A 22,709-nucleotide genomic window follows, 5' to 3' on the forward strand; every position below is an offset into this window, starting at 1 on the left:
TTGGTGGCTATGGCTTTAATATTTTTTACCCTTTTGCATTTAATTTTATAACTAACAATATTTTTTCCCCACCTATAAGTCAAAAAAATTAATTACCATTATTCAATTGTTTTTTAGAATCATCAACAATAGACTTTATTACACCTTCTCTTTGTTTCATCCTGTAACTTTCACCTTTGATAACTACAAAATGACAGTGATGAACAAACCTATCTAAAATAGCTGTGGCCAAAACTGGATCATAAAATATCCTCGGCCACTCCTCAAATACTTTGTTTGTTGTTATTATTATTGATCCCCTTTCATACCTTTTCTATTGAATTGAAAACTTCTTTGGGAACTTTCTTAGTTGTACCATGTATTCTTACATTTGCAACATTTTCAAGCCAGTTTCTTGAACCAACAGGGACGGTTCTGGCTTTCCATATTTTCCTATATGAGCCAGTTGATATGGCTTAAAAAGAAGTTTATGAATGGTTTGTTTTTCGTACAAGTGAGCCAGTCAGAACCGTCCCCTTTGGTTAAAAGGTATGAGTTTTTAGTCATTAAATAAATCAAAGAATCATATATTTTTTGTGTGATAAATTGTAAACAAGGAGGAGTTAATATGGCAACGATAGTGATGAAAGCGGATCTAGAATGGTTTAATAATGTAAAAAATCATTACAATCAACAAAGGATAATTTATGTAAACTATTGGAATGTAAACAACCCAGCACCAGCTAAACTTCAAGAGGGAGACAAAGTATATTTTTATGTTGATGATGCTCAAAACGGTTTAATTAATATAGTAGCAGAAGGTACATACATAGAAAATATTTATAACAGAAATATAATAGATATTAAGAGAAAAATGAGTGTTAAAGATGTATTTAGATTATATGGCTTAGCTAATGGTATGGACATAGATGATTATGAAATGGATAGATTTGTTACATTTTTAATTTCATGCACACAAGTTAGGTTAAAAAAAGAGGATGAAATATATTGTACACTAGTAACAAAATTAAACTTCAATGATAAAAAGATATATAATTATATTCAAGATGGACATAATTCAATGAGTGCTCAAGGTTACCTTTATGTCAATAATATAAATAATATTAAAGATGTATAATAATATAAATAAATCAAAGCACGCAGTTTACAAGATATTTGTAAACTGCGTTTCTTTATAAGGTATAATTTAATTGAATACACAAAAATATTCACACACCCAACTTTTTTAATATGGTAGACTAAACTTCCAATCTGAAAACATTTTTATTTAGCCCCAGGTTACATTTTCACTAATCGAACGGCTCTCCTCTTGAGCAAGGCTTGACATTATCTAGATTAAAAGTTCACCTTTAATATTCACAGTATATATAAGTAATATTGCTGCCATTTCAAAAAATTAAAAAAGCCCTGATTTCTCAAGGCTTCTATCCATCGTATCAATGAATTGTTCAATTTTGGTGGAGGCGAGGGGATTTGAACCCCTGTCCGAAGGCATCGAACCTCAAACCTCTCCGGGTGCAGTCAATGTTTTAGTTTTCATCAATAAATCGCCCATTGGCAGGCTATTTATTGACTATCTCAGGATTTGTTCCACAAAAAAGGCCTGAGAAACCTAATTTGTGGTTCCCCACATAGGTTGACGCCCATCACATTAGCTGTGGGCACTAATGGTGGACGTTAGCTGCACTTAGGCAGCTAAAGCTAATTCTTGTCTATCAGCAGTTATTTTTCATCTCGATTGTTTATAGTGGACCCGAGAAAACCACTACCCGCTATTTGAAATCCGCCTACCCCCGTCGAATTCCAAACACGCCCCCTATTTTAAATATTCTTTCATCTTTTTGCGAATCTCCATGTCAGCATCCCTTTTGGCAATAGCCTCTCTTTTGTCATAAAGTTTCTTACCTTTTGCTATTGCTAATTCCACTTTTATTCTACCTCTTCTTAAGTATATTTTCAATGGTACTAATGTGTAACCTTTTTGTTGAATGTATCCAATAATCTTGTTTATTTCATATTTGTGAAGAAGAAGTTTCCTATCTCTCATAGGGTCAACATTAAAAATGTTACCCTTTTCGTAAGGACTAATATGCAAATTATACAAAAACACTTCTCCTTTCTCAACCGAAGCAAAACTATCTTTTAGATTTACATGCCCAAGTCTTACTGATTTTACTTCAGTTCCTTTAAGCTCAATTCCAGCTTCATAAGTTTCTTCAATAAAATAATCGTGATAAGCTTTTCTATTGGTAGCTATTACTTTTATATCATCAGTACTTCCCATAAATTATCATCCTTAATGACAAAATTGCATTATATTATTATACTAAATTCTTTTTAATCTTTCAATAGTTGCTATATATTCTCATCCTTTTGCTGCTTTTTCATAAAACATTTTTAATCATACCATATTACTTTTTAATGAATATATTTTGACATATTAAAAAAAGGGCATTTATTTCATTCTGCCCCTTTCATCTTAAAACTCTATTACAATTGGTGGGTTACCTGAAAAATCAGATATCTCCGCTTTTCCATGTTCAATAAAAAACACTTCAAAAATTGGATTATCGCCAGATTTATATATCCTTTTTATTCCTTCATTCCTATCTAAAACCTCTTGTTTTATTGATACATCACTAGTAAATTCAGCTTTTCCATATAATCTAATTGTTTTACCATCACTTGTCATACATGAAAATGCTACATTAGGGTTTTCTTTCATTTGCTTATAAACCTTTTTTGTATTAGCTGTACAAAAATAGAGTTTCCTATCTTTTGCAAATTGGAATTGCCAAGGTCTCACGTCTGGTTTGCCATTATCTACTGTTGCAAAATCACCATTTTGCTTTTCTTTTAAATACTCAAGTAGTTTATCCATTTTAATTCCTCCATTCAAAATTGTATTGAAATAATGCCTTCGTGTTTTATAATAAAGTCATAGGTATTTTTTTTGCAAGTACGATAATTTTTCTTACATAGTTCTTTTTTTCTTAATAAAGGCTAATATAAGTTTTATATTAATGGGCCTTGAATATAAAAGCCAAATAAATTCTGATTAAAAAAGGTGGAAACAATAATGTCATTTCTTAAATTTTTTGGTTGTGGGAATGCTTTTAGTATTAATGAAGAAAATACATCTGCATATTTTACAATAAAAGATGCTTTTTTTCTTATTGATTGTGGTGGTACTGTTTTTAAAAAAATAATAAAAAAACAATTATTGGTAAAATATAATTCTGTTTATATAATATTGACACACACACATTTTGATCATATAGGCTCTTTAGGTGACTTTCTTTTATACCTATATTTCATCAAAAACATAAAGCCAATTATCATATTCCCTGATATAGATGCAATTAAAAATATATTACATTTATGCGGTATTGATGATAAAATTTATCAGATCGTTAAGCCAAGTAAAAATTCTTATTTAATAAATGAGTATAACTTGACGATACAATATGTAAGACAAAATCATATAGCTTCTTTGAATTGTTTTGGATATATAATAAATTTTGATAATTATAGGATATTTTATAGTGGTGACTCAAGAGATATAAATAATTATATTTTAGATAGATTCCTTAGTAATGAAATCCAATATTTTTATCAAGATACATGTTCATACAAAAATCATCTACATTTATTTATTGAAGATCTATTTGAATATATACCCCTAAATTTTAGAAATAAAGTATATTGTATGCACTATGATGATAATTTGAATCATGAATGGGTTATAAAGAATGGATTTAATATAGTAAAAAGTATATAACCAAGGGGTTGTTAATATATTATGAATAATGATGCTCAAAGTGAAATTAATAGATTAAAAGATATAATTAAGGCTCTAAATAACATTGGAATATTAATTATTAAACAAAAAGATATTGATGAAATTCTTAAAATTATTTTAAATGAATCACTAAATATTACTTCAAGTGATGGTGGAACTATATATTTAGTTGAAGAAGAAAACAAAAAGAAATATTTAAAAATAAAACATTCAATGAATAGATCAGTTAATTTTAATTTTATTGGTGAAAGGATTTTAGTAGATGAAAATAGCATAGCTGGTTATGTTGCTCTAACGGGTAGTCCAGTTATAATTAATAATTTAGATAAAAAAAATAACAATTTTTCTTTTCATCAGTATAAAGATTTTGATGAAAGATTAAATTATAAAACAGTTAACCTTATGACTATACCTATGGTAGATCTAAGAGGAAATGTAATTGGTGTTCTTCAAATTATTAATAAAAAGGTAGATAATACCATTACATTAGATAAAAATACAGTTTCTAAATTTGTGATTGATTTCACTGATGATGATAAAGAATTGATAATTAATTTAAGTTCACAAGCAGCAATTTTAATTGAAAGATTATTACTCTATGATAAAATAGAAAAAAATACAGCAAATACAAGACATGCATTAGTCAGTATATTTAATTCTATGAGGCAGGTTATAGCTAATCTAAGCGAAGATTTGCTTATTGAACAGGAAGAATTTAAAAGATATGCAACTTTGGATGCTTTAACTGGACTTCTTACAAGAAGTGAAGGTCTATCAATGCTTGAAAAACAAATTCAATTGGCAAAGATAAATGATATCCACTTTGTTGTTGGTTTTCTTGATGTAAATAATTTGAAAACTGTTAATGATACTTATGGACATCAAGAAGGAGATGAAATGCTTAAAATTGTCAGTAAAATACTTCAAGAAGTTGTTAGAAGTTATGATATAGTTTTCAGATATGGAGGAGATGAATTTGTTATAATCCTTCATAAAGCAACATTAAATGAAGCTAATATTGTTTGGAATAGAATTCAAAATAAAATAAATGATTTTAATTCTTCAACTTCGAAACCATACAAAATATCAGTTAGCCATGGTTTCTCAGAATTTGATCCTGCAAGTAATTTATCTTTAGATGAATTAATTAAAATAGCTGATGAAGAAATGTATAAAGATAAAAGAAAGCAAAAAGGCCTTTCGTGAAATTTAAGAGAGGCCTTTTCTATATAATAAAGGAGTTTGAGGGGTTTTCAATATTATCTTGCTAAAGCATATCGTGAAAAATGATCGGCAATAAAATTAAACTTTTTAATATTTACTTCAGTATTTTTCCCTAATGTTTTATCATAAATAAATCCTTTGTAATTATCTACTCGAATATGAACATGTTTATCAAACTTTTCAACATCTGGTCTAAACTCAATATATACTGTTCCATTTTCTGCATAAATCTCTGCATTTAATGTAATTTGATTAATATTTGCTGGTAGTGAATTCTTTTTAAATTCTATTTCAACAAATCCAACATTAAATTTCCCACCATCATTTGTAACTGTAAAGGTATTACTAAATGTAATTGGATTATCATCGGCAAATGCTATTGACATAGATAAAAATAGTAAAGTAATTAATAAAATTGCTGATAACCTTTTGAACTTAAACATTCTACACACCTCCAAAATATAAATAATTAAAAAAGCACCGTGACTTTTGTCAGGTGCCATATATATTGAAATATGCTATTTTGAAGGTTGCATAAATCAATATATGTTTCGGCAACCTGGCAATCATAGGTAAAAAACCCTTAGACCCATGGCTTTGCGTCCTTACCTTTCGGTAAGTTTGCTATTGTCGACATATAATATTAACAGATGTATAATAAAATTATCAAATATATATTACAATAATATTATCGTTTATTTTTTTATAAATTTCAAGTGTTTTTTTATAATTTTTAGGGGATGAAATTATGATTTGTTTCAACTGTGGATATAAGCTCCCATCAACAGATATAAATACTTGTGTTATATGTGGTATGAAATTTGCTTTTGCCTGTAAATCATGTGGTTTTCCAAATCCAAAATATGCAAATTATTGTTTTAATTGTGGTGCAAAAATAATTCTAAAAAATAATTCTGAACTAGAATATAATGAATCAATTAAAAAAGTTGCAGTTTTGTTTGCTGATATTTCAGGTTTTACAAAGTTATCAGAAAAAATGAATCCAGAAGATTTAAAAATTCTTATAGATAATTTCTTTGAATATGTAACAAAGCCCATTTATCAATATGAAGGAACAATAGATAAGTTTATTGGAGACTGTGTTATGGCAGTTTTTGGAGTAAAAATATCACATATTGATGATGCTAAGAGATCTGTTTTATGTGCATTAAGAATGTTAGAATTAACTAATGAATTTTCAAAACAACACAATATTGATCTAAATATATCAATAGGTATAGATTACGGTATTGTATCAGTAGGTAACGTTGGAGGTCTTTATGACAAGGATTACACTGTTATAGGTGATGTTGTAAATACAGCTCAGAGGCTTCAGTCAGCATGTGAAAAAGGTAGAATTTTAGTATCTGAAAATATTTATGTCGAAACAAGTAAAACATTCATATATTCGAATCCCCTTTCAATAATTGCCAAAAATAAAGAACAGCCAATAAAAGCATATATCCCTATTTCTATTAGAGATGAACAAATAAATCTTTTTGATGAATTTATCGATGAAAATAATATAATAAAAAAACTAAACTTGTTCTTTGCATCAGGTGAGAATAATGTTGTTCAATTAGTTGGTCCTCATGGTATTGGTAAAACAACATTAATTAAAAATTGGATTAATACTATTGATAATAAATTTAAAATTTTATATATCCCTTCAAACAAACTTTTGAGTAACAGATCATTCTATTCTGTTGCTATATTGATATGTAATATCTTAAATATTGAATATGATAATATTCAAAGAATTAAAAAGAACAGATTATTATCCTATTTAGATTTTTTATATAGAGATTTACCTTATGATGATATAATAAAAAGTTTTAATTTCCTTTCATTAATATTAGGAATAGATGTTGATGAAGGCTTTAACAAGATACTAAACTCAATGAGCTATCAAGATATACAAACCGAACTTAATAATCAAATTATTAAATTTATTAGATATTCTGCATATAACAACGATTATATAATTATTTTTGATGATTTTGATAATTGTGATCCACAATCTTACTCAATTATTATTGATTTAGTAAAAAATTCTGAAATAAAAAATAAACTTTTTATATTATTATCCTCTTCATATAAAATTAGAAAAATAAAAAGCAATGTAATATACCTTCCAACAATGTCAATTAGAGCAATTGAAAAAATAATATTAAGTCAATTAAAATGCCAATATGTTGATAAAAAGTTTATAAAATATATTTATGATGTAACTCAAGGCAATCCATATTTTATTAAGGAATTTGTTAATACATTAATAAACGAAAACCAGATTGTTATTCAAAATAACATTGCAACAATAAACAATTATAATAAAATACCAATATCTACCGAAAAATTATTAAGTGAAAAATTTTCATTACTTGATGATGATTGTCAAATTGTTATCAAAATTGCTTCTGTATTAGGAAATGAGTTTAGTTCTGAATGGTTGAATTTTCTTGCACCCAATAATATATCTATGGAAAAATGCATTCAAAAGTTAATTAAAATGAAATTTATATATTTAAAATCAACTATTTCAAAAAGTAATGAATCTATATTTATTTTTGAAAATGATATTTTAAGATCATTTATTTATAATCTGTTGCCAAAATATGATAAAATAAATATCCACAAGTCTTTCGCAAATTTACTCGAAAAAAAACAAGACTATAACCTAGAAAATTTATATAATTTACTTTCTGAACATTATTATTTAGCAAATGATTTTTTGAAAGCACTAGAGTATTACAGTAAATTAGCTCATTTATATTTTTCTAAAAGACTTTATAAAGATGCTAAAGTTATATATGAAAAATATCTCAACATAGCAAAGGAAAATAATTTATCTTTTGATAATTTAAGTACTGATGCTTTATACAATTTAAGCAATATTTATATAAATACATCAGACTACGATAAAGCTATTGACTTATTAAAAAATATATCACACAACACCAATTTTGATGATGATAAAATTTTATCAAAAATAAAGCTTTGTGAAATTTATAATACATTATCATATTTAGATGAATCTGAAAAAATAATTAATGAACTTGAAAATATACTTAGTAAAGAGCATTTTTACTGGGGTAAATTATTATATTTAAAATGTACCTTGCTAAGTTATAAAGAAGATAAATCAGTAATTGAAATAGCAGTAAAATCTGAAGAAATACTCAAGAAAAATAGAGATTATGAAAATTTAGCTAAAATATTAAATATAGCCTCCTTATCATTTTATTTTCAATATGGAGATGCTGAAAATGCGATAGATCTTTTAAATAAGGCATTTGAGTTTGCTGAACAGTCAAATAATCTATATGTAATGGCAAAAATTTCAAGTAATTTGGGTGTTATTTATCATTCAACAGGAAATAATAGTAAAGCCATTAAATTTATCACAAAAGCTATTGATATCTCTACTGATATAAGTAATAGTCATCTTTTATGTACTCTTAATATAAATTTAGCAATAATATATTTTGAAAAGGGACAATTTACAAAAGCATTAAAAAATATAGAAACTTCGCTTAGAATTGCAAAAGATAAAAACTTATCATATGAATTATGTTTATGCTATATTAATTTAGCTGAAATATATATTGAAATAGGTGATTATCAAAACGCAAAAAATTATCTTACAAAATCTTTAATAATATCAAAAAAGATTAACCTTGAAGCTGAAGAATCATTATATTATTTAAATTTTGCTAAAATTTATATTACCTTTAATCAATATAATTTTGCAAAAAAATGTTTATATAAAGCAGAAAATCTTCTGAAAAATGTAAATGACTTAATGCTACTTAGTGATTTATATCGATTATCAGCTTTAATTTTTTACAAGGAAAAAAATTATAAAGAAGCATTAGAATTTATCAATAAAGCAATCAATCTTGCTGATAATTCAAATAATAGAATGAAACAAATCAAAGCTTATAGACTTAAATCTATTATTTTGATTGAATTGAAAAACTACTCTGAAGCAGAAAACTTACTAATTAAGTCAGTAGATATGGCAAAGGCTATTGAATCTGATTATGAGATATCCAAATGTTTTTATAGATTATATGATTTTTACTCAGTTACATACAACTACGAAAAGGCAAAATATTCTATTATACAAGCAAAAAAACATATTGAAAGTGTTGATGATTGTGTTTACAAAAAGACAATATCAGGCATTTAAGCTAAAATGCTTGATATTGCACTTTCATATACTTCTATATATTCTTGTGCTGTTTTTTCCCACGATAAATTTTTCGACATGGCATTATAAATAATCCTTTGCCAATATTCTTTTTTATTATAGTAATATTCAGCTCTCTCTATTGCAGAATAAAATTCTTCAGGTGAATACCTCAAAAATAGAAATCCATTGCCATCATTGTCTTCTTCACTAAATTCTGTTATTGAATCAGCCAATCCACCTGTTAGCCTTGCAATTGGAATTGATCCATATCTTAATGCTATCATATGAGCCATACCACAAGGCTCAGTTTTTGAAGGTAATAAAATTGCATCTGAACCTGCATAAATTAACTGAGCTAAAGGTGTATCAAATTTAAGAAATAGTTTCATTTTACTGTTATATCTTAGCGAAATATCTTGTAATATTCTTTGATAGTATTTATCTCCCTCTCCTAAGATAATAATTTGAATATCTTTTTTTAGTAATCTTTCTAGTACCTCAACTAATATACCAAATCCCTTTTGCTCATTTATTTTTGAAACCATGCCTAAAAGCATTTTATCGCTTTTATCAAATCCGACTAATTCTTGAAGATAATATTTATTCAAAACCTTATCAGAGATGTCCTTTAATGAATATGGATATTTTATATATGGGGTTGTTTTAGGATTATAAATATCATAGTCAATACCATTTAATATTCCCTTTAAATGACTTTTTCGTTTTCTTAATATTCCTTCCATTCGTTCACCATATTCAGCCTGCTGAATCTCTTTTGCATAAGTTTTACTAACAGTTGTTATTAAATCAGAAAAAACAATCCCTGCTTTTAAAAAACTAACATCGCCGTAAAATTCAATACCATCAACATCAAATATATCTTCTTCCAAATTTATATATTTTAGTATGTCTGGAGTAAAATTGCCCTGTTCATGAATGTTATGAATAGTAAAAACAGAAGCTGTCTTATTGAAAACTTGTCTCCTTTTATAGCCATTTCTGATTAATGCTGCTATAAGTCCAGTTTCCCAATCATTTAGATGTATAATATCTGGATATACATTAAATCTTTGCATAAACTCTACTACTGCATTACAAAAGAAAGCAAATCTCTCTCCATCATCATCATAACCATATAATTCAGATCTATCAAAATAATGATAGTTATCAATAAAGTATATTGGAATTTCAAAATTATCTTGTTGTATTTCCCCTTTTCTTATTATGCACGTCTCTTTTCTGCTACCTATTTTAATAGGAAAATCAACTAAAGTTTCTACCCTTGCTTCAACAACTTTATATTTGGGCATAACAATAGTTACGTTCATTCCTCGCTTTTTTAGCACTTTCGGTAGTGAAAAAGAATAATCAGCAATCCCTGATGTTTTTGCAAATGGAAAGACTTCTGGCGAGACAAATAATAAAGATTTATTCACACAAATCACCTTAACTTATTTTTATAATAATAATAATATACCCATAAAAAATAAAAAGCGACAGGATTTTGCTCCTATCGCTTACAATCTTATAAAATAAGATTTTTAAAAAACCTTATTGTAAAGTCAACACCTTTCTCGCCAAGTTCACCATGCCAGTTTTGTGAATGTGGTTCAATTGATAAACCACCTTTATAATTATATGCATATAGTATGCTTAAGAAAGCTCCCCAATTAGTTATATCAAGACCTGCTGGTGGATCGTCAAAGCGTTGCCTATCAATCATTAATGACCCTTTTATATGAACATGGTAAAATCTTTTACCCCAATCTCTTGCTTCTTTTAGATAGTCTCCATTATCGTAAATACTGTGAGAAGGATCGTATTTTATTCCAAGGTCATCAATGTGGCCATGTATAATTTTCCATGTTTCTTCACTATAAATAAAGTTATTCCATCTACAATTATATGTTGCTACTTTTACGTTTTTTTGTTTTGCATAATTAACTAACTCAGTTAAAAATTCTATCGCTAGCGAACAATTTTGGTAAAAAGATATTTCTTTAACATAATTGACACCACAAACAAAAACTGGACAATTTAAAAATTCACAAGCATCAATTAATTTTTTCGAAATTTCTAATTCCTCTTTTATTATTTCACCTTTTGAGCTTATTTTGTCAGTTCCCCATCTTCCTATTGAACCAACTAAAACATTATATTTATTTATATAATCTTTAATCTCATCTAATTTATTAAAAAATTGATTATCTAAATCATAGCCAATATTTAATGTAAATTCTAAAAAATCAAGCCCTTTTTGTTTTGCATATTTAAAGCTTTCTTTGTTTGGTGAACCAATAATTCCAAGTTTCATTAGTTTTTCTCCCATTTAAATATAATTAATCATTAAAGTAAACAGGTTTTCCTGTCTTTGAAGATTCGTAAATAGCTTCAAGAATTTGGCTTACAACAAAAGCTTGTTCAGGCTTTACTAATGGTTCTTTATCATTTAATATTGCATCAATCCAATATCTTGCTTCTAAATCTGCAGGATGTTCACTGACTGCATCATAGAAAGCAACACCAGTTGCATCTAATTCAATATTCTTTGTATAAAGCTTACCAAATTCTTCACCATTAATCTTTAAGCCACCCCACATATCAGCTCCTGCTTTAGTTCCACAAAGTGTTGTCATTGCTTCACCAACTTGAAGCATATTAATAGCCCAGCTTGATTCAAGAACTATTGTTGCTCCATTTTCCATTGTAATAAACCCAAAAGCTGAATCTTCTACAGTAAATTTCTTAGGATCCCATGGTCCCCATGCATTAGCTGCATTTTCTGTTTGTGATAATTTCTTATAAACATTACCTACAACATATTTTGGTTTATAATTGTTCATCATCCAAAGAGTTAAGTCAAGTGCATGTGTTCCTATATCAATTAATGGGCCTCCACCTTGTTCTTCTTCATTTAAGAATACTCCCCATGTAGGAACAGCTCTTCTTCTTATTGCATGAGCCTTTGCAAAGTAAATATCTCCCAAATCTCCTCTATCACAGAGTTGCTTAAGATAAAGTGAGTCTTTTCTAAATCTATTTTGGTAACCAATAGTTAGTTTTTTACCTGTTCTTTGAGCTGCTTCTAACATAGCCTTAGCACCATTAACATCTTTTGCCATTGGCTTTTCACACATTACATGTTTGCCAGCTTCTAATGCTGCAACAGTAATTTCAGAGTGTGATTTATTTGGTGTACATACATGTACTACATCAATTGTTTTGTCTTCTAAAAGTTTTCTGTAATCTGTATAAGTCTTTGAACCTTCAACACCATATTTTTCTGCTGCTTCTGCAGCTCTTTCCTCAATAATATCACAAAAAGCAACCATCTCAACTTCTTTAACTTTTGCTAAACTAGGCATATGTTTACCATTTGCAATACCACCACATCCAATAATACCAACCCTTAACTTTTCTTTCATTATAACATCCCCCTTGAGTTTATTTTTTATCTTTTTTAGCTATTGCAAAATTAAATATATCATTATAATATTAATTTTATAAGTAATAAATATTTTTTTATATTTCATAAATAGTTATTTTATTATGCTATTTTGGGATTTTATATGAGGTGAAAAATATGTTTGAAGATAATTCTTATGAAAAAATATATTTTGATGAGCCTTTACTTCCGATAAGAATATGGAAACAGTCCAAAAATAAAAGTGTAAATGGAAACTGGCATTATCATAAAGAGATAGAATTTTTAGCTATTTTAAAGGGAGAATTAAATGTATATATTGGCAGCGAAAGTTATAATATTAAAGAAGGCAATGTTGTTCTAATTGGTTCATCACAGATACATAACGATATGGCAACTAGTTCAAAAATAACTGAATATATTGTTTTACAATTTGATTTATCTAAATTTATTGATCCTGCTATAATGCAATATGTGAAATACTTTATTGATAGCAACAATCCATTAGGAAAGCTTAATTATATCTTTCAAGAAAAAAATGACGTGAGTAAAAATGTTTTTTTATCAATTAATAATATATATGATGAATTTTATAAAAAAGAGAAAGGATTTGAACTTGCTATTAGCATTGAGATTCAAAAGATACTACTAGAAATATTAAGAAATGATTATAAATGTATTATTGATAATTCAAAAAATCTAGAAATTGGAAGACTAAAAAAAGTTTTTGAATATGTTGATTCTAATATACATAGTAAAATTCAAATAACACATGTGTGTAAACTTGCAAATATGAGTTATTATCATTTTATTAAATATTTTAAAAAGGCTGTTGGCCTTAGCTTTACTGATTACGTAAATCTACGTAAAATAAAAGAAGCTGAAAGAATTCTTTTAACTGAAGATAAAACAATTGATGAAGTAGGATTTATGATTGGCATGCCTAATATGGCTCATTTTTATAAAATATTTAAAAAATACAATCAATGTTCGCCAGGTGAATACAAAAAGAAAATGATGAAATTGATTAAATAATTACAAGGTCTTCATTTTATTTTTGCATTCATATATATAAAACTGTTAGTTCTTCTGTAATTAACATTTCATTTAATTTTTTATTTAATTTCTGTAATTCAATATTTTTCTTATATAACTCTTTTTGAGTTATCATTAGCTCATTGTTTAATTTTGAAAGACTTTTAAAATATATGGGTTCCTTTGTAACATTACAATTAAGTAAAAGCAAATACAGATTTTTATTATCGTTAGTAGAAATAATAAGCCCATAATATGTATAACCATCAATAGTTAATTTAGTATTAGAATAGAAAAATTTATCCATTTCAACCCGTTTATTGAGAAGCTCAAAAAATTTATATTTCTCTGTTTCTTCCATTAGTTCAGAAATATTGCTAAACCTCAAAATGCTTTGCTTAAATTGATTATCACCTTTTATTATATCAAATTCTCTCCCATTGTTTGTTTTAATAATAGCAAGGATATCTAAATCATATAAATCCTCTTCCATAATAATACCCTCCAAACACTTTATTGATTTTTTATGAAAAAGAAAAAGGTAATAATAATTTTATACCCTTCATAAAAAAAACATAAACTTAGTTTTGCTATTTCTCGACAATATTTTCGGTTAATGATATTTTTTTATAGATTAATACAATACAAAGCGATGTCGAGATAAAAGCTATAATAAATGGAATTATTTTTGATATTGAATAAAGCTGTCCAGCAATTGCACCCATTGGCATTGATAGAAGCGAGATTATTACCATAGAGGCCGAAAATACATATGCCCTTTTATGGTCTTCAATTGAATTAGCAAAAATAGCATCAACAAATGCTGCATAAATTGCTGAACCAATGGCATTAAGCAGAACAACAAAAATAACTAATATAAATCCAATTATTCCCGACGGTGCAAATAGAAATATTAAATTTGATATTGATATTAATATTATGCCATATAATAAAACCTTGTCATGATTTTTATCTTTTAAAGTTGGTATTGCAATTAATATAAAGATAATTGTTATTATTGCAGAAATAGTTGGAAATGTAGAGATTATATCGTCAGCAAATTTTAACCTTTCTGTAAGATAAAGATTTCTATATGTATCTCTAAATATCATATTAAAGTTATTTAAAACAATTACCAACATAATAAGAAGTAGTTCTTTTTTCTTTATAATATAAATAATTGTTTCTTTGTACTCAATAAATCTTTTTGTTATGCTTCTTTCTTTATTTTCATTTTCTTTTAATGTTGTCCTACCAACTGATGTTTCTGAAGTAATCAAATGTCTTACCAGTATAAGAACATTAACTAATATTGCAAAAGCTAATATCACACCTCTTGTAGCATGAATAACTCCGAATTTCGCAACTAAAATGCCCATAAGTGGAGCAAAAAGACTTCCTATATTCCATATAAAAACGGTTAAAGAGTATATAGCTACTCTTTCATTTTCGGTAGCATCTTCAATTAGTAGAAGTCTCCATGCTATTTCTGGTATACGAGTTAACCCATTAAATATTGTTGCAATTAAGAACCATTTAAAATCCTTAGCAAAAAAGAAAATATAAGCGTATAATACCCATGCTAAAAAATCACCAATAAATAACGTCTTTTTTCTACCTAACCTGTTTGCTAAAATTCCTGCAATAGGTGCGGATAAAAGCATAACAAGATTTAATACTGTTGATAATATTCCTATTTGATAGTCTTTAACACCCATACGTGTCATATAAATAGATGAATATATAACAAACATGCCATAAGGAATAGTAAAAAACGGTTCAAAAAGTAGTACCCTTTTTGTGTTTTTATTTATCATTTTAAATGATTCCACAAGTGCTGCAAATTGGTCCTTTATTATTGACATACAATAACCCCCATTTTAGCTACGAATTATGATATTATGGTGTCCCAAGTTATTCAACTTTTCTTTTATTTTATATAAAAAAGAAAGATCTTGATTTTGTTGCCCTGAGATTTCTACATCTAATACATTTGGAGAATATGAATATGGCTGTAAATAATACTTGCTATTATCAATTAAATTGATTATTTCAATAAAATCGTTTAATTCATGGAAACGTTCACTAACTGTTGTCCTAAATTCATGATTAATAAATGAGTTTTTTATAATTTCTATACTTTCTTTTATGTTATCTATATTATCATATCCTGTTAAATCTTTGTATTTTTTTAGTGAAGTTTTAATATCCATAGCTATATAGTCGATTAAATTATTATTTATTATTTCTTTAATGATATTTGGATTTGATCCATTTGTATCCAATTTAACTAATAGAGATCTTTTTTTAAGTTGTCTTATAAACCAAATAAGATATTCTTCATTTAATGTAGGCTCTCCACCTGTTATACATACAGCATCAACAATTCCTTTTCTTTTATCTAAATAATTAAAAAATTCTTCTTCGTTCATCTTTTCGTTATATGCTCTTATCAATTTTGAGTTATGACAAAAATAACACGAAAAGTTGCAGCCACCAAAGAAAGCGGTAGCTGCAACTTTTCCAGGATAATCAACAGTAGATACCTTCATAAAATCTACTAACATTGTTTCCAATCTCCATTCTCAATTTTCAATTCTAAATTATTAATTTTCGATTCTAAATTATTTTATCATTAATTTAATTAAAAAATCTATATTAGAAATTTCTTAAATATATCAATATTTTTAAACTAAAGCTTTTATTTTGTATTCTTTTCTAAACTTAAATTCTTCTTGTTTTCCCTTATTCCAGCATTGTACTGGTCTATAATATCCAACTACTCTACTGTAAACCTCACAGTCTTTACCACATATAGGACACTTGAAGTTTTCTCCTGCAATATATCCATGGTCAGGACATACTGAAAATGTCGGAGTAATTGTATAATATGGAATCTTATAAGTATATGCAATTTTCTTAACAATATCTTTGCAAACATTAATATCATCAATTTTTTCACCAATAAATCCGTGGATAACTGTCCCACCAGTGTATTTACATTGTAACTCCTCTTGAAGTTCAATAGCTGTAAATATATCTTCTGTAAAATCTACAGGTAGCATTGTAGAATTAGTATAAAATGGTTCTTCTTGTCCTGAAGTAATTATATCTTTATACTGTTCTTTATCTTTTCTTGCTAATCTATAAGATGTTCCTTCTGCAGGAGTTGCTTCTAAATTATATAACATTCCAGTTTCTTCTTGATAGCTCATTATCCTATCTCTCATAAAATCAAGAACTTTTAAAGCAAACTCTCTTCCTTCTTCGGTATCAATACCAATACCCTTAAAGTTAAGTAAACTCTCATGCATTCCAACAATTCCTATTGTGTTAAAGTGATTCTTCCAATACTCTCCGTATCTTTCATAAATATCTCTAAGATAAAACTTTGAGTAAGGATAAAGGCCTGTTTTTGTTAGCTTTTCTAGTATCTCTCTTTTTATTTCTAAGCTCTGTTTTGCTATATCCATAAGTTTTGCTAATCTCTCAAAATATTCATCTTCACTCTTTGATAAGTACCCTATTCTTGGTAAATTAATTGTTACAACACCTATTGAACCAGTTAATGGGTTGGCACCGAATAGTCCCCCACCACGTTTTCTAAGCTCTCTGTTGTCAAGCCTTAAGCGACAGCACATTGACCTCGCATCTTCTGGACTCATATCTGAGTTTACAAAATTACTGAAGTAGGGAAGTCCATATTTTGCAGTCATCTCCATTATTTTATCAATCACTGGTGAATCCCAATCAAAATCTCTTGTAATATTATACGTTGGTATTGGGAAAGAGAATATTCTGCCTTTTGCATCACCTTCCATCATAACCTCAGCAAAAGCCATGTTAAACATGTCCATCTCTCTTTGGAATTCACCATAAGTTCTGTCCATTAACTGCCCACCAATTATAACTGGTTCATCTTTTAGTGTGGATGGTGGAACTAAATCAAGAGTTATGTTTGTAAATGGGCTTTGAAATCCTACACGAGTTGGAACGTTAGTATTGAATACAAACTCTTGTAATGCTTGTTTTACATCTGAATATGTTAGTTTGTCATAATATATAAATGGGCTAAGATAAGTATCAAAGCTTGAAAAAGCTTGAGCACCCGCTGCTTCGCCTTGTAGTGTATAAAAGAAGTTTACTATCTGTCCTAAAGCTGTTCTAAAGTGTTTTGCTGGTTTTGAAGCAACTTTCCCTTCAACACCTGTGAAACCTGAAATAAGTAAATCCCTTAAATCCCAACCACAACAATATACAGATAGAAGACCTAAATCGTGAATATGAAAATCGCCATTGCTATGAGCCTCAGCAACTTCTTTAGGATATATTTTGTTTAACCAATACTTTGATATAACAGCAGTTGATATATGATTGTTTAACCCTTGAAGTGAATAACTCATATTGCTGTTTTCATTTACTCTCCAGTCAATTTTACCTATGTATTGGTCAACAGTATTCTCAATATCAAGGAAAAGGTTCTTAAATTCTCTTATATCTTGATGTTGTTTTCTATACAAAATATATGCTTTTGCTGTTTTAGCATGTCCATTTTCAATTAAAACCTTTTCTACTATATCCTGAATTTCTTCAACGTTTGGAGTCCCAAATCCAAATCTTTTTTCAAGTATTTCCACCACTTGGTCGGTTAGCTTTTCAGCAATCGAGTAATCTGAACCACCGACAGCCTTTGCTGCTTTAAATATTGCGTTTTCTATTTTTTTTCTATCAAAATCTGCAATTGAACCATCACGTTTCTTTACCTTAGTAATCATTACCCTTCACCCCTTAATAATATACAATATATTGTATGGTAATTTATTTTTGACACAATATATTATATATCTTACCAAAAAAATTTAAAAGAGCGAACATAAAAATGATTTTATATAACAATATCTTTAAAAAATAATTATATAAAAATGACTGCATAAAAAAAGCACTAATTCTGAATACTTAGCAATTGAAAATAAATGCAAGTATCAGAAAAAGTGCAATTTAGTCTATTTTTTAATTTTTATTTATAAATTTAATATATAATGCTTTAGATTTAATTAAGTTATAATGTATTAAGCCAAACACTCATTTCACCAATACCTCTATTTGCCCAAGCATAATATGGAATTAATTTTATCTTGTGTGGTATTAGTTTGTATGCTTCTTCCTTATATGGTTCATCTCCCCATTTTTCAGAATCTATTTTATATCCATTCATTTCAACTACAAAAACACCATCTAATATCTCTTTATCAAATTTCAAACTAATTGAAGCATTTTCATCTATAAAAATCTGATTAAGATTCTTCCCATTATCAACTTCTTCAGCACAAAAAACTATTGGTCCTTTTGTTACTGCAATTTTCCCTATATTTTCTCTAACATTAGGATTTGATCTAATCTTTTTTATCTCAGTTATTATCTCAAGTTTAACTTCATCAGCATCATTCCATTCTCTTTCAATGGCTATATATCCATTTTCATTTATTTTAGCAAAAACTGGTGTGCCATTTAAATAAATAGAATAGTCTTTGCTCCAGCTTGGGATTCTTAACATCAGTTTAAATTTACAATTATTTGCTCCTTTTAAACGCAATTTTACTTCATTACCAAAAGGATAGCTACTAATCAGCTCTAATTCAATATTACTATTACTTATTGGTAAACTAGCTGAACTGCCTATATAAAGATTTACAAAGATAGTATCATTGGAATATGAGTAAATGTATTTTCCTAAAGATGCTAATAACCTAATTACATTGGGCGGACAACAAGCACAAGCAAACCAAGGTTGTCTTGTTGGTTTTACATGGTGATGGTCTGCTCTTTTTTCACATTCTTTTGGATTTACTTCAAGAGGGTTTACATAAAAGTATTTTTTCCCATCTAATGAAATGGCACCAATAATTGTATTATATAATGCTTTTTCAATTGTGTCATAGTACAAAGAAGATGGACTTGTCTTAAATAGATTATTAGATAAGAAAATAAGTCCAACAGAAGCACAAGTTTCTGCATAAGCAAGATCATTTGGAAGATCATACTCAAATGTAAAAGCTTCACCATATGCAGAAGACCCAATAGCCCCTATGATATACATTTTTCTTTTAATAATATCCTCATATAAATTCTTGCATACCTTTAAAAGCTCCATATCGTCTGTATGAGCTGCTACCCCCACCATACCAGAATATAGATATACAGCTCTTACAGCATGACCAACTGCTTCTTTTTGTTCTCTTACTGGTAGATGTGCTTGTAAATACTCTCTTCCCAATCTTTTAAAGCCTTGCCAATGTTCTTTTTTGCCCCTTTTTTCCCATTCAATATCAAAAAAATATGGCTCTTTCCCTCTTTCTTCAACAAAAAACTTGGCAAGTTTTAGGTATCTTTGGTTATTTGTAACTTCATAAAGTTTAACTAATGCAAGTTCGATTTCTGGATGCCCATCATAGCCTTTCAATTTTCCTTCTTCTTCTCCAAAAATTTGGTCAATATGATCAGCAAGTTTACAAACAACATCCAAAAGCTTTCTTTTCTCAGTTGCTTTAAAATATGCAACACCAGCTTCTATCATATGTCCTGCTACATATAATTCGTGACACTCTTCTAAATTAGTCCACCTTTTCCCTTTTTCTTTTAAAGTAAAATATGTATTTAGATATCCATCTTCCCACTGTGCTTTTGCTATTATATCAATTATTTCATCTACCTTATTCTCTAAATCTTTGTTAGGGAATCTCTCAAGTATATACGAAGCACCTTCAATCCATTTTGCAAGGTCGCTATCTTGAAATACAAAGCCTTCAAATTCTCCTTCTTCAAGTCCTGCTGCAATTTTAAAATTCTTAACTGCGTGACTTTTATCAGGCAAATCAATAAAATCATTCAAAACTTCCCATTGATAACAAACAACTACATCTCTAATAAGTTTTACATATTTACTCCAAAATAAATCTGTAATTTCCACTTGTTTTATTTCGGGGTTTTTGAGAATAATCATTTGTCAGATCACTCCTCTTAAATTTTATAATGTTTTATTAATTTTTATTTGGCAAAAATAAACCTCCTCTTAATAAGTATTAATTTTTATATTTTTACTAAGAGGAGGATAGTATATATCAAAATAAATAAAGCCTAATATGACAATCTAATCATGTTCCATGATAATTTTGGAAATACACATTCAACTGAACTTCCTTCTATTTTTACATCATTTCTTTTTTGTGGTATTACATTATTAGGATTATCAGGAGTATTCTTTGCTTTTATATCATCATTTATATATACCACTTGTTCCTTAAATTGTATATTTTCAAAACCTCCTAAATTTATTTCAACTATTGAATCTTCTTCAAGATCTCTATTAATTCCAAATATAACTAACTCTCTTTTTTCTTCATTTACTACTGCTATTGAATCAATATATGGTACATCAGTAATTTCTTTTGAATCATATTTTTCTGAATGTATTATTGGCATTAAAGCTGTACCCCTACCAAATACCGATGTATACATATATGGATAATATATTGTTTGTTTTATAACAGGACCACCTTTGACAGTAAATATTGGAGCAATAACATTTACTAACTGTGCTTGACATGCAATTTTTACTCTATCTGAATGTTTCAAAAGGGTGATAAGCATTCCTCCAACAACAATAGCATCTTCAAATGTATATATATCTTCCAATAATGGTGGTGCTTCCATCCATGGTTCCATATTCCTGTCTGCTTCATTTGAATGATACCACACATTCCATTCATCAAAAGATATATTTATTGTTTTTTTACCTCTTTTCTTAGCTTTCACAAAGTCGCATACTGAAATAACTGTTTTGATAAAATCATCCATTTCTAATGGCTTTGCTAAAAAGTTCTTTGTGTCATTATCATAGTTACCATAATAAGTATGAAGTGATATATAATCTACATCATTATAGGTATGTTCCAATACTGTTGCTTCCCATTGTGGGAATGTTGGCATTCCTCTCCCAGAGCTTCCACATGCAACAAGTTCTATTGTAGGATCTACCCACTTCATCATCTTTGCAGTCTCATGGGCAACCCTACCATATTCTTCTGCGGTTTTATGGCCTATCTGCCAGTCACCATCCATTTCGTTCCCTAAACACCATACTTTTATATTATGTGGTTTTTCATATCCATGTTTTCTTCTTAAATCACTGTAATAAGTTCCTTTTTCAAAATTACAATATTCTACTAAATTTTTTGCATCTTCTGGTCCTCTTGTCCCAAGGTTTACAGCCATCATAACTTCTGAATTAGCTCTTTTTGCCCATTCAACAAATTCATTTGTTCCGATTTTATTAGGCTCTATTGCCCTCCAAGCCAGATCTGGTCTTATTGGCCTTTCTTCAACAGGACCTACACCATCTTCCCAACGATATCCTGATACAAAATTCCCACCTGGATACCTTATAATTGGAACATTAATTTCTTTTACAATTTCAAAAACATCTCTTCTAAATCCCATGTCGTCAGCACTTGGATGATCAGGTTCATATATCCCTGTATAAACTGCTCTTCCAAGATGCTCAATAAATGAACCATAAATTCTGTTATCAATTTTTGCTATTGAATAATCTTGATTATAAATGATTTTTGCCTTCTTCATGTTAAGCCTCCTTAACCTTATAATGTTAGTAATTTTATATAAAACTATATTAATATAGTTTTATAAACTTTTAATAATGAAAAATTTATTTTACTTTTTTGCCCCAAACAGATATGCCTTTTTTATCTAATCCGGTGAATAGTATAAAAAATTCTATTTTCTAACTAATTATTTGATTTTATTTAACACGTTTACACAACCACAAAACTTTTGAATAAAAATTGACTATCAATTTCCTTTATCATCCCCCCTTTTTCAAAAATATTTTTTATGCTATTGCTTTTCATTATGTATTTTTACTTTGTGAATAAATATAATAAGTTGTTAATATTTTGATATTTCATAGCAGCTAATTTATTTATAATTTTGCTATTTTTGATATTGATTTTGTA

17 protein-coding genes, 1 other RNA gene, 1 pseudogene and 1 riboswitch are annotated in these 22,709 nt (G+C 28.0%); of the genes and pseudogenes, 5 read left to right on the plus strand and 14 right to left on the minus strand.

Annotated elements, in window-relative coordinates:
* Positions 1–88 precede the first annotated feature (88 nt).
* A pseudogene (locus tag ACAG39_10735) lies at positions 89–313 on the minus strand (ATP-binding protein).
* A 294-nt stretch (positions 314–607) separates the two neighbouring features.
* Here ACAG39_10735 and ACAG39_10740 point away from each other — a divergent pair.
* On the plus strand, positions 608–1,117 hold the full coding sequence (locus tag ACAG39_10740; GenBank protein MEZ0537708.1) for a hypothetical protein: 510 nt from the start codon (positions 608–610) through the stop codon (positions 1,115–1,117).
* A gap of 338 nt (positions 1,118–1,455) precedes the next feature.
* On the opposite strand, the gene ssrA is transcribed toward ACAG39_10740, so the two are convergent.
* The 3 genes from ssrA to ACAG39_10755 all read right to left on the minus strand — a co-directional run bounded on the left by ssrA (position 1,456) and on the right by ACAG39_10755 (position 2,881).
* Positions 1,456–1,817: a transfer-messenger RNA gene (ssrA, locus tag ACAG39_10745) on the minus strand.
* Positions 1,817–2,284, minus strand: coding sequence for an SsrA-binding protein SmpB (gene smpB, locus ACAG39_10750; GenBank protein ID MEZ0537709.1), 468 nt, complete (start codon positions 2,282–2,284; stop codon positions 1,817–1,819). Before smpB ends, ssrA begins: the two co-directional genes overlap by 1 nt.
* Positions 2,285–2,479: 195 nt before the next feature.
* Positions 2,480–2,881, minus strand: coding sequence for a pyridoxamine 5'-phosphate oxidase family protein (locus ACAG39_10755; protein ID MEZ0537710.1), 402 nt, complete (start codon positions 2,879–2,881; stop codon positions 2,480–2,482).
* A 198-nt stretch (positions 2,882–3,079) separates the two neighbouring features.
* Between ACAG39_10755 and ACAG39_10760 the strand changes: the two genes are divergently transcribed.
* Together ACAG39_10760 and ACAG39_10765 are read left to right on the plus strand one after the other, a co-directional pair.
* Positions 3,080–3,781 carry an MBL fold metallo-hydrolase gene (locus ACAG39_10760; protein ID MEZ0537711.1) on the plus strand — a complete coding sequence of 234 codons (702 nt, stop codon included), beginning with the start codon at positions 3,080–3,082 and terminating at the stop codon, positions 3,779–3,781.
* A 21-nt stretch (positions 3,782–3,802) separates the two neighbouring features.
* Positions 3,803–5,008: a diguanylate cyclase gene (locus tag ACAG39_10765; protein MEZ0537712.1), complete on the plus strand. Its 1,206-nt coding sequence runs from the start codon at positions 3,803–3,805 to the stop codon at positions 5,006–5,008.
* A 53-nt stretch (positions 5,009–5,061) separates the two neighbouring features.
* Here the strand turns inward: ACAG39_10765 and ACAG39_10770 are convergent, their stop codons facing one another.
* Positions 5,062–5,469: a hypothetical protein gene (locus ACAG39_10770; protein MEZ0537713.1), complete on the minus strand. Its 408-nt coding sequence runs from the start codon at positions 5,467–5,469 to the stop codon at positions 5,062–5,064.
* Between the two features lie 107 nt (positions 5,470–5,576).
* A riboswitch (cyclic di-GMP riboswitch) is annotated at positions 5,577–5,662 on the minus strand.
* 112 nt (positions 5,663–5,774) lie between these two features.
* Here ACAG39_10770 and ACAG39_10775 point away from each other — a divergent pair.
* Positions 5,775–9,218 (plus strand): tetratricopeptide repeat protein, encoded by a 3,444-nt coding sequence (locus tag ACAG39_10775; protein MEZ0537714.1) that lies wholly within the window; start codon positions 5,775–5,777, stop codon positions 9,216–9,218.
* On the opposite strand, the gene ACAG39_10780 is transcribed toward ACAG39_10775, so the two are convergent.
* From ACAG39_10780 to ACAG39_10790, 3 genes are all read right to left on the minus strand, one after another.
* Positions 9,215–10,657 carry a glycogen synthase gene (locus tag ACAG39_10780; GenBank protein ID MEZ0537715.1) on the minus strand — a complete coding sequence of 481 codons (1,443 nt, stop codon included), beginning with the start codon at positions 10,655–10,657 and terminating at the stop codon, positions 9,215–9,217. The two genes, ACAG39_10775 and ACAG39_10780, sit on opposite strands and share 4 nt — an antisense overlap.
* A gap of 89 nt (positions 10,658–10,746) precedes the next feature.
* A complete protein-coding gene (locus ACAG39_10785) occupies positions 10,747–11,535 on the minus strand; it encodes a sugar phosphate isomerase/epimerase family protein (GenBank protein ID MEZ0537716.1) in 789 nt (262 codons plus the stop codon).
* Positions 11,536–11,560: 25 nt separating this feature from the next.
* Complete coding sequence (locus ACAG39_10790; GenBank protein ID MEZ0537717.1) at positions 11,561–12,649, minus strand: Gfo/Idh/MocA family protein; 1,089 nt, start codon at positions 12,647–12,649, stop codon at positions 11,561–11,563.
* 155 nt (positions 12,650–12,804) lie between these two features.
* Between ACAG39_10790 and ACAG39_10795 the strand changes: the two genes are divergently transcribed.
* Positions 12,805–13,680 (plus strand): helix-turn-helix domain-containing protein, encoded by an 876-nt coding sequence (locus tag ACAG39_10795; protein MEZ0537718.1) that lies wholly within the window; start codon positions 12,805–12,807, stop codon positions 13,678–13,680.
* Positions 13,681–13,708: 28 nt separating this feature from the next.
* Here ACAG39_10795 and ACAG39_10800 read toward each other — a convergent pair whose 3' ends face one another.
* From ACAG39_10800 to ACAG39_10825, 6 genes are all read right to left on the minus strand, one after another.
* Positions 13,709–14,173 (minus strand): hypothetical protein, encoded by a 465-nt coding sequence (locus ACAG39_10800; GenBank protein ID MEZ0537719.1) that lies wholly within the window; start codon positions 14,171–14,173, stop codon positions 13,709–13,711.
* 97 nt (positions 14,174–14,270) lie between these two features.
* Positions 14,271–15,545 carry an MFS transporter gene (locus ACAG39_10805; GenBank protein MEZ0537720.1) on the minus strand — a complete coding sequence of 425 codons (1,275 nt, stop codon included), beginning with the start codon at positions 15,543–15,545 and terminating at the stop codon, positions 14,271–14,273.
* 15 nt (positions 15,546–15,560) lie between these two features.
* Entirely contained in the window at positions 15,561–16,247 is a 687-nt protein-coding gene (locus ACAG39_10810) for an anaerobic ribonucleoside-triphosphate reductase activating protein (protein MEZ0537721.1), read from the minus strand.
* Positions 16,248–16,367: 120 nt separating this feature from the next.
* Positions 16,368–18,455, minus strand: a complete 2,088-nt coding sequence (locus ACAG39_10815; GenBank protein MEZ0537722.1) for a ribonucleoside triphosphate reductase — start codon at positions 18,453–18,455, stop codon at positions 16,368–16,370.
* A 284-nt stretch (positions 18,456–18,739) separates the two neighbouring features.
* A complete protein-coding gene (locus tag ACAG39_10820) occupies positions 18,740–20,680 on the minus strand; it encodes a glycoside hydrolase family 127 protein (protein ID MEZ0537723.1) in 1,941 nt (646 codons plus the stop codon).
* A 134-nt stretch (positions 20,681–20,814) separates the two neighbouring features.
* The gene (locus tag ACAG39_10825; GenBank protein MEZ0537724.1) at positions 20,815–22,317 is read right to left on the minus strand and encodes an alpha-N-arabinofuranosidase; all 1,503 of its coding nucleotides are present in this window, start codon (positions 22,315–22,317) and stop codon (positions 20,815–20,817) included.
* Between the last annotated feature and the right edge of the window lie 392 nt (positions 22,318–22,709).

The sequence above is a fragment of the Caldicellulosiruptoraceae bacterium PP1 genome (assembly GCA_041320695.1).
Classification (GTDB): Bacteria; Bacillota; Thermoanaerobacteria; order Caldicellulosiruptorales; family Caldicellulosiruptoraceae; genus JBGGOQ01.

What these genes read in the sequence shown, in the direction of transcription:
- ACAG39_10740 (MEZ0537708.1), top strand. Translation starts at nt 608, where the DNA reads ATGGCAACGATAGTGATGAAAGCGGATCTAGAATGGTTTAATAATGTA.
- smpB (MEZ0537709.1), bottom strand. Translation starts at nt 2,284, where the DNA reads ATGGGAAGTACTGATGATATAAAAGTAATAGCTACCAATAGAAAAGCT.
- ACAG39_10755 (MEZ0537710.1), bottom strand. Translation starts at nt 2,881, where the DNA reads ATGGATAAACTACTTGAGTATTTAAAAGAAAAGCAAAATGGTGATTTT.
- ACAG39_10760 (MEZ0537711.1), top strand. Translation starts at nt 3,080, where the DNA reads ATGTCATTTCTTAAATTTTTTGGTTGTGGGAATGCTTTTAGTATTAAT.
- ACAG39_10765 (MEZ0537712.1), top strand. Translation starts at nt 3,803, where the DNA reads ATGAATAATGATGCTCAAAGTGAAATTAATAGATTAAAAGATATAATT.
- ACAG39_10770 (MEZ0537713.1), bottom strand. Translation starts at nt 5,469, where the DNA reads ATGTTTAAGTTCAAAAGGTTATCAGCAATTTTATTAATTACTTTACTA.
- ACAG39_10775 (MEZ0537714.1), top strand. Translation starts at nt 5,775, where the DNA reads ATGATTTGTTTCAACTGTGGATATAAGCTCCCATCAACAGATATAAAT.
- ACAG39_10785 (MEZ0537716.1), bottom strand. Translation starts at nt 11,535, where the DNA reads ATGAAACTTGGAATTATTGGTTCACCAAACAAAGAAAGCTTTAAATAT.
- ACAG39_10795 (MEZ0537718.1), top strand. Translation starts at nt 12,805, where the DNA reads ATGTTTGAAGATAATTCTTATGAAAAAATATATTTTGATGAGCCTTTA.
- ACAG39_10800 (MEZ0537719.1), bottom strand. Translation starts at nt 14,173, where the DNA reads ATGGAAGAGGATTTATATGATTTAGATATCCTTGCTATTATTAAAACA.
- ACAG39_10805 (MEZ0537720.1), bottom strand. Translation starts at nt 15,545, where the DNA reads ATGTCAATAATAAAGGACCAATTTGCAGCACTTGTGGAATCATTTAAA.
- ACAG39_10810 (MEZ0537721.1), bottom strand. Translation starts at nt 16,247, where the DNA reads ATGTTAGTAGATTTTATGAAGGTATCTACTGTTGATTATCCTGGAAAA.
- ACAG39_10815 (MEZ0537722.1), bottom strand. Translation starts at nt 18,455, where the DNA reads ATGATTACTAAGGTAAAGAAACGTGATGGTTCAATTGCAGATTTTGAT.
- ACAG39_10820 (MEZ0537723.1), bottom strand. Translation starts at nt 20,680, where the DNA reads ATGATTATTCTCAAAAACCCCGAAATAAAACAAGTGGAAATTACAGAT.
- ACAG39_10825 (MEZ0537724.1), bottom strand. Translation starts at nt 22,317, where the DNA reads ATGAAGAAGGCAAAAATCATTTATAATCAAGATTATTCAATAGCAAAA.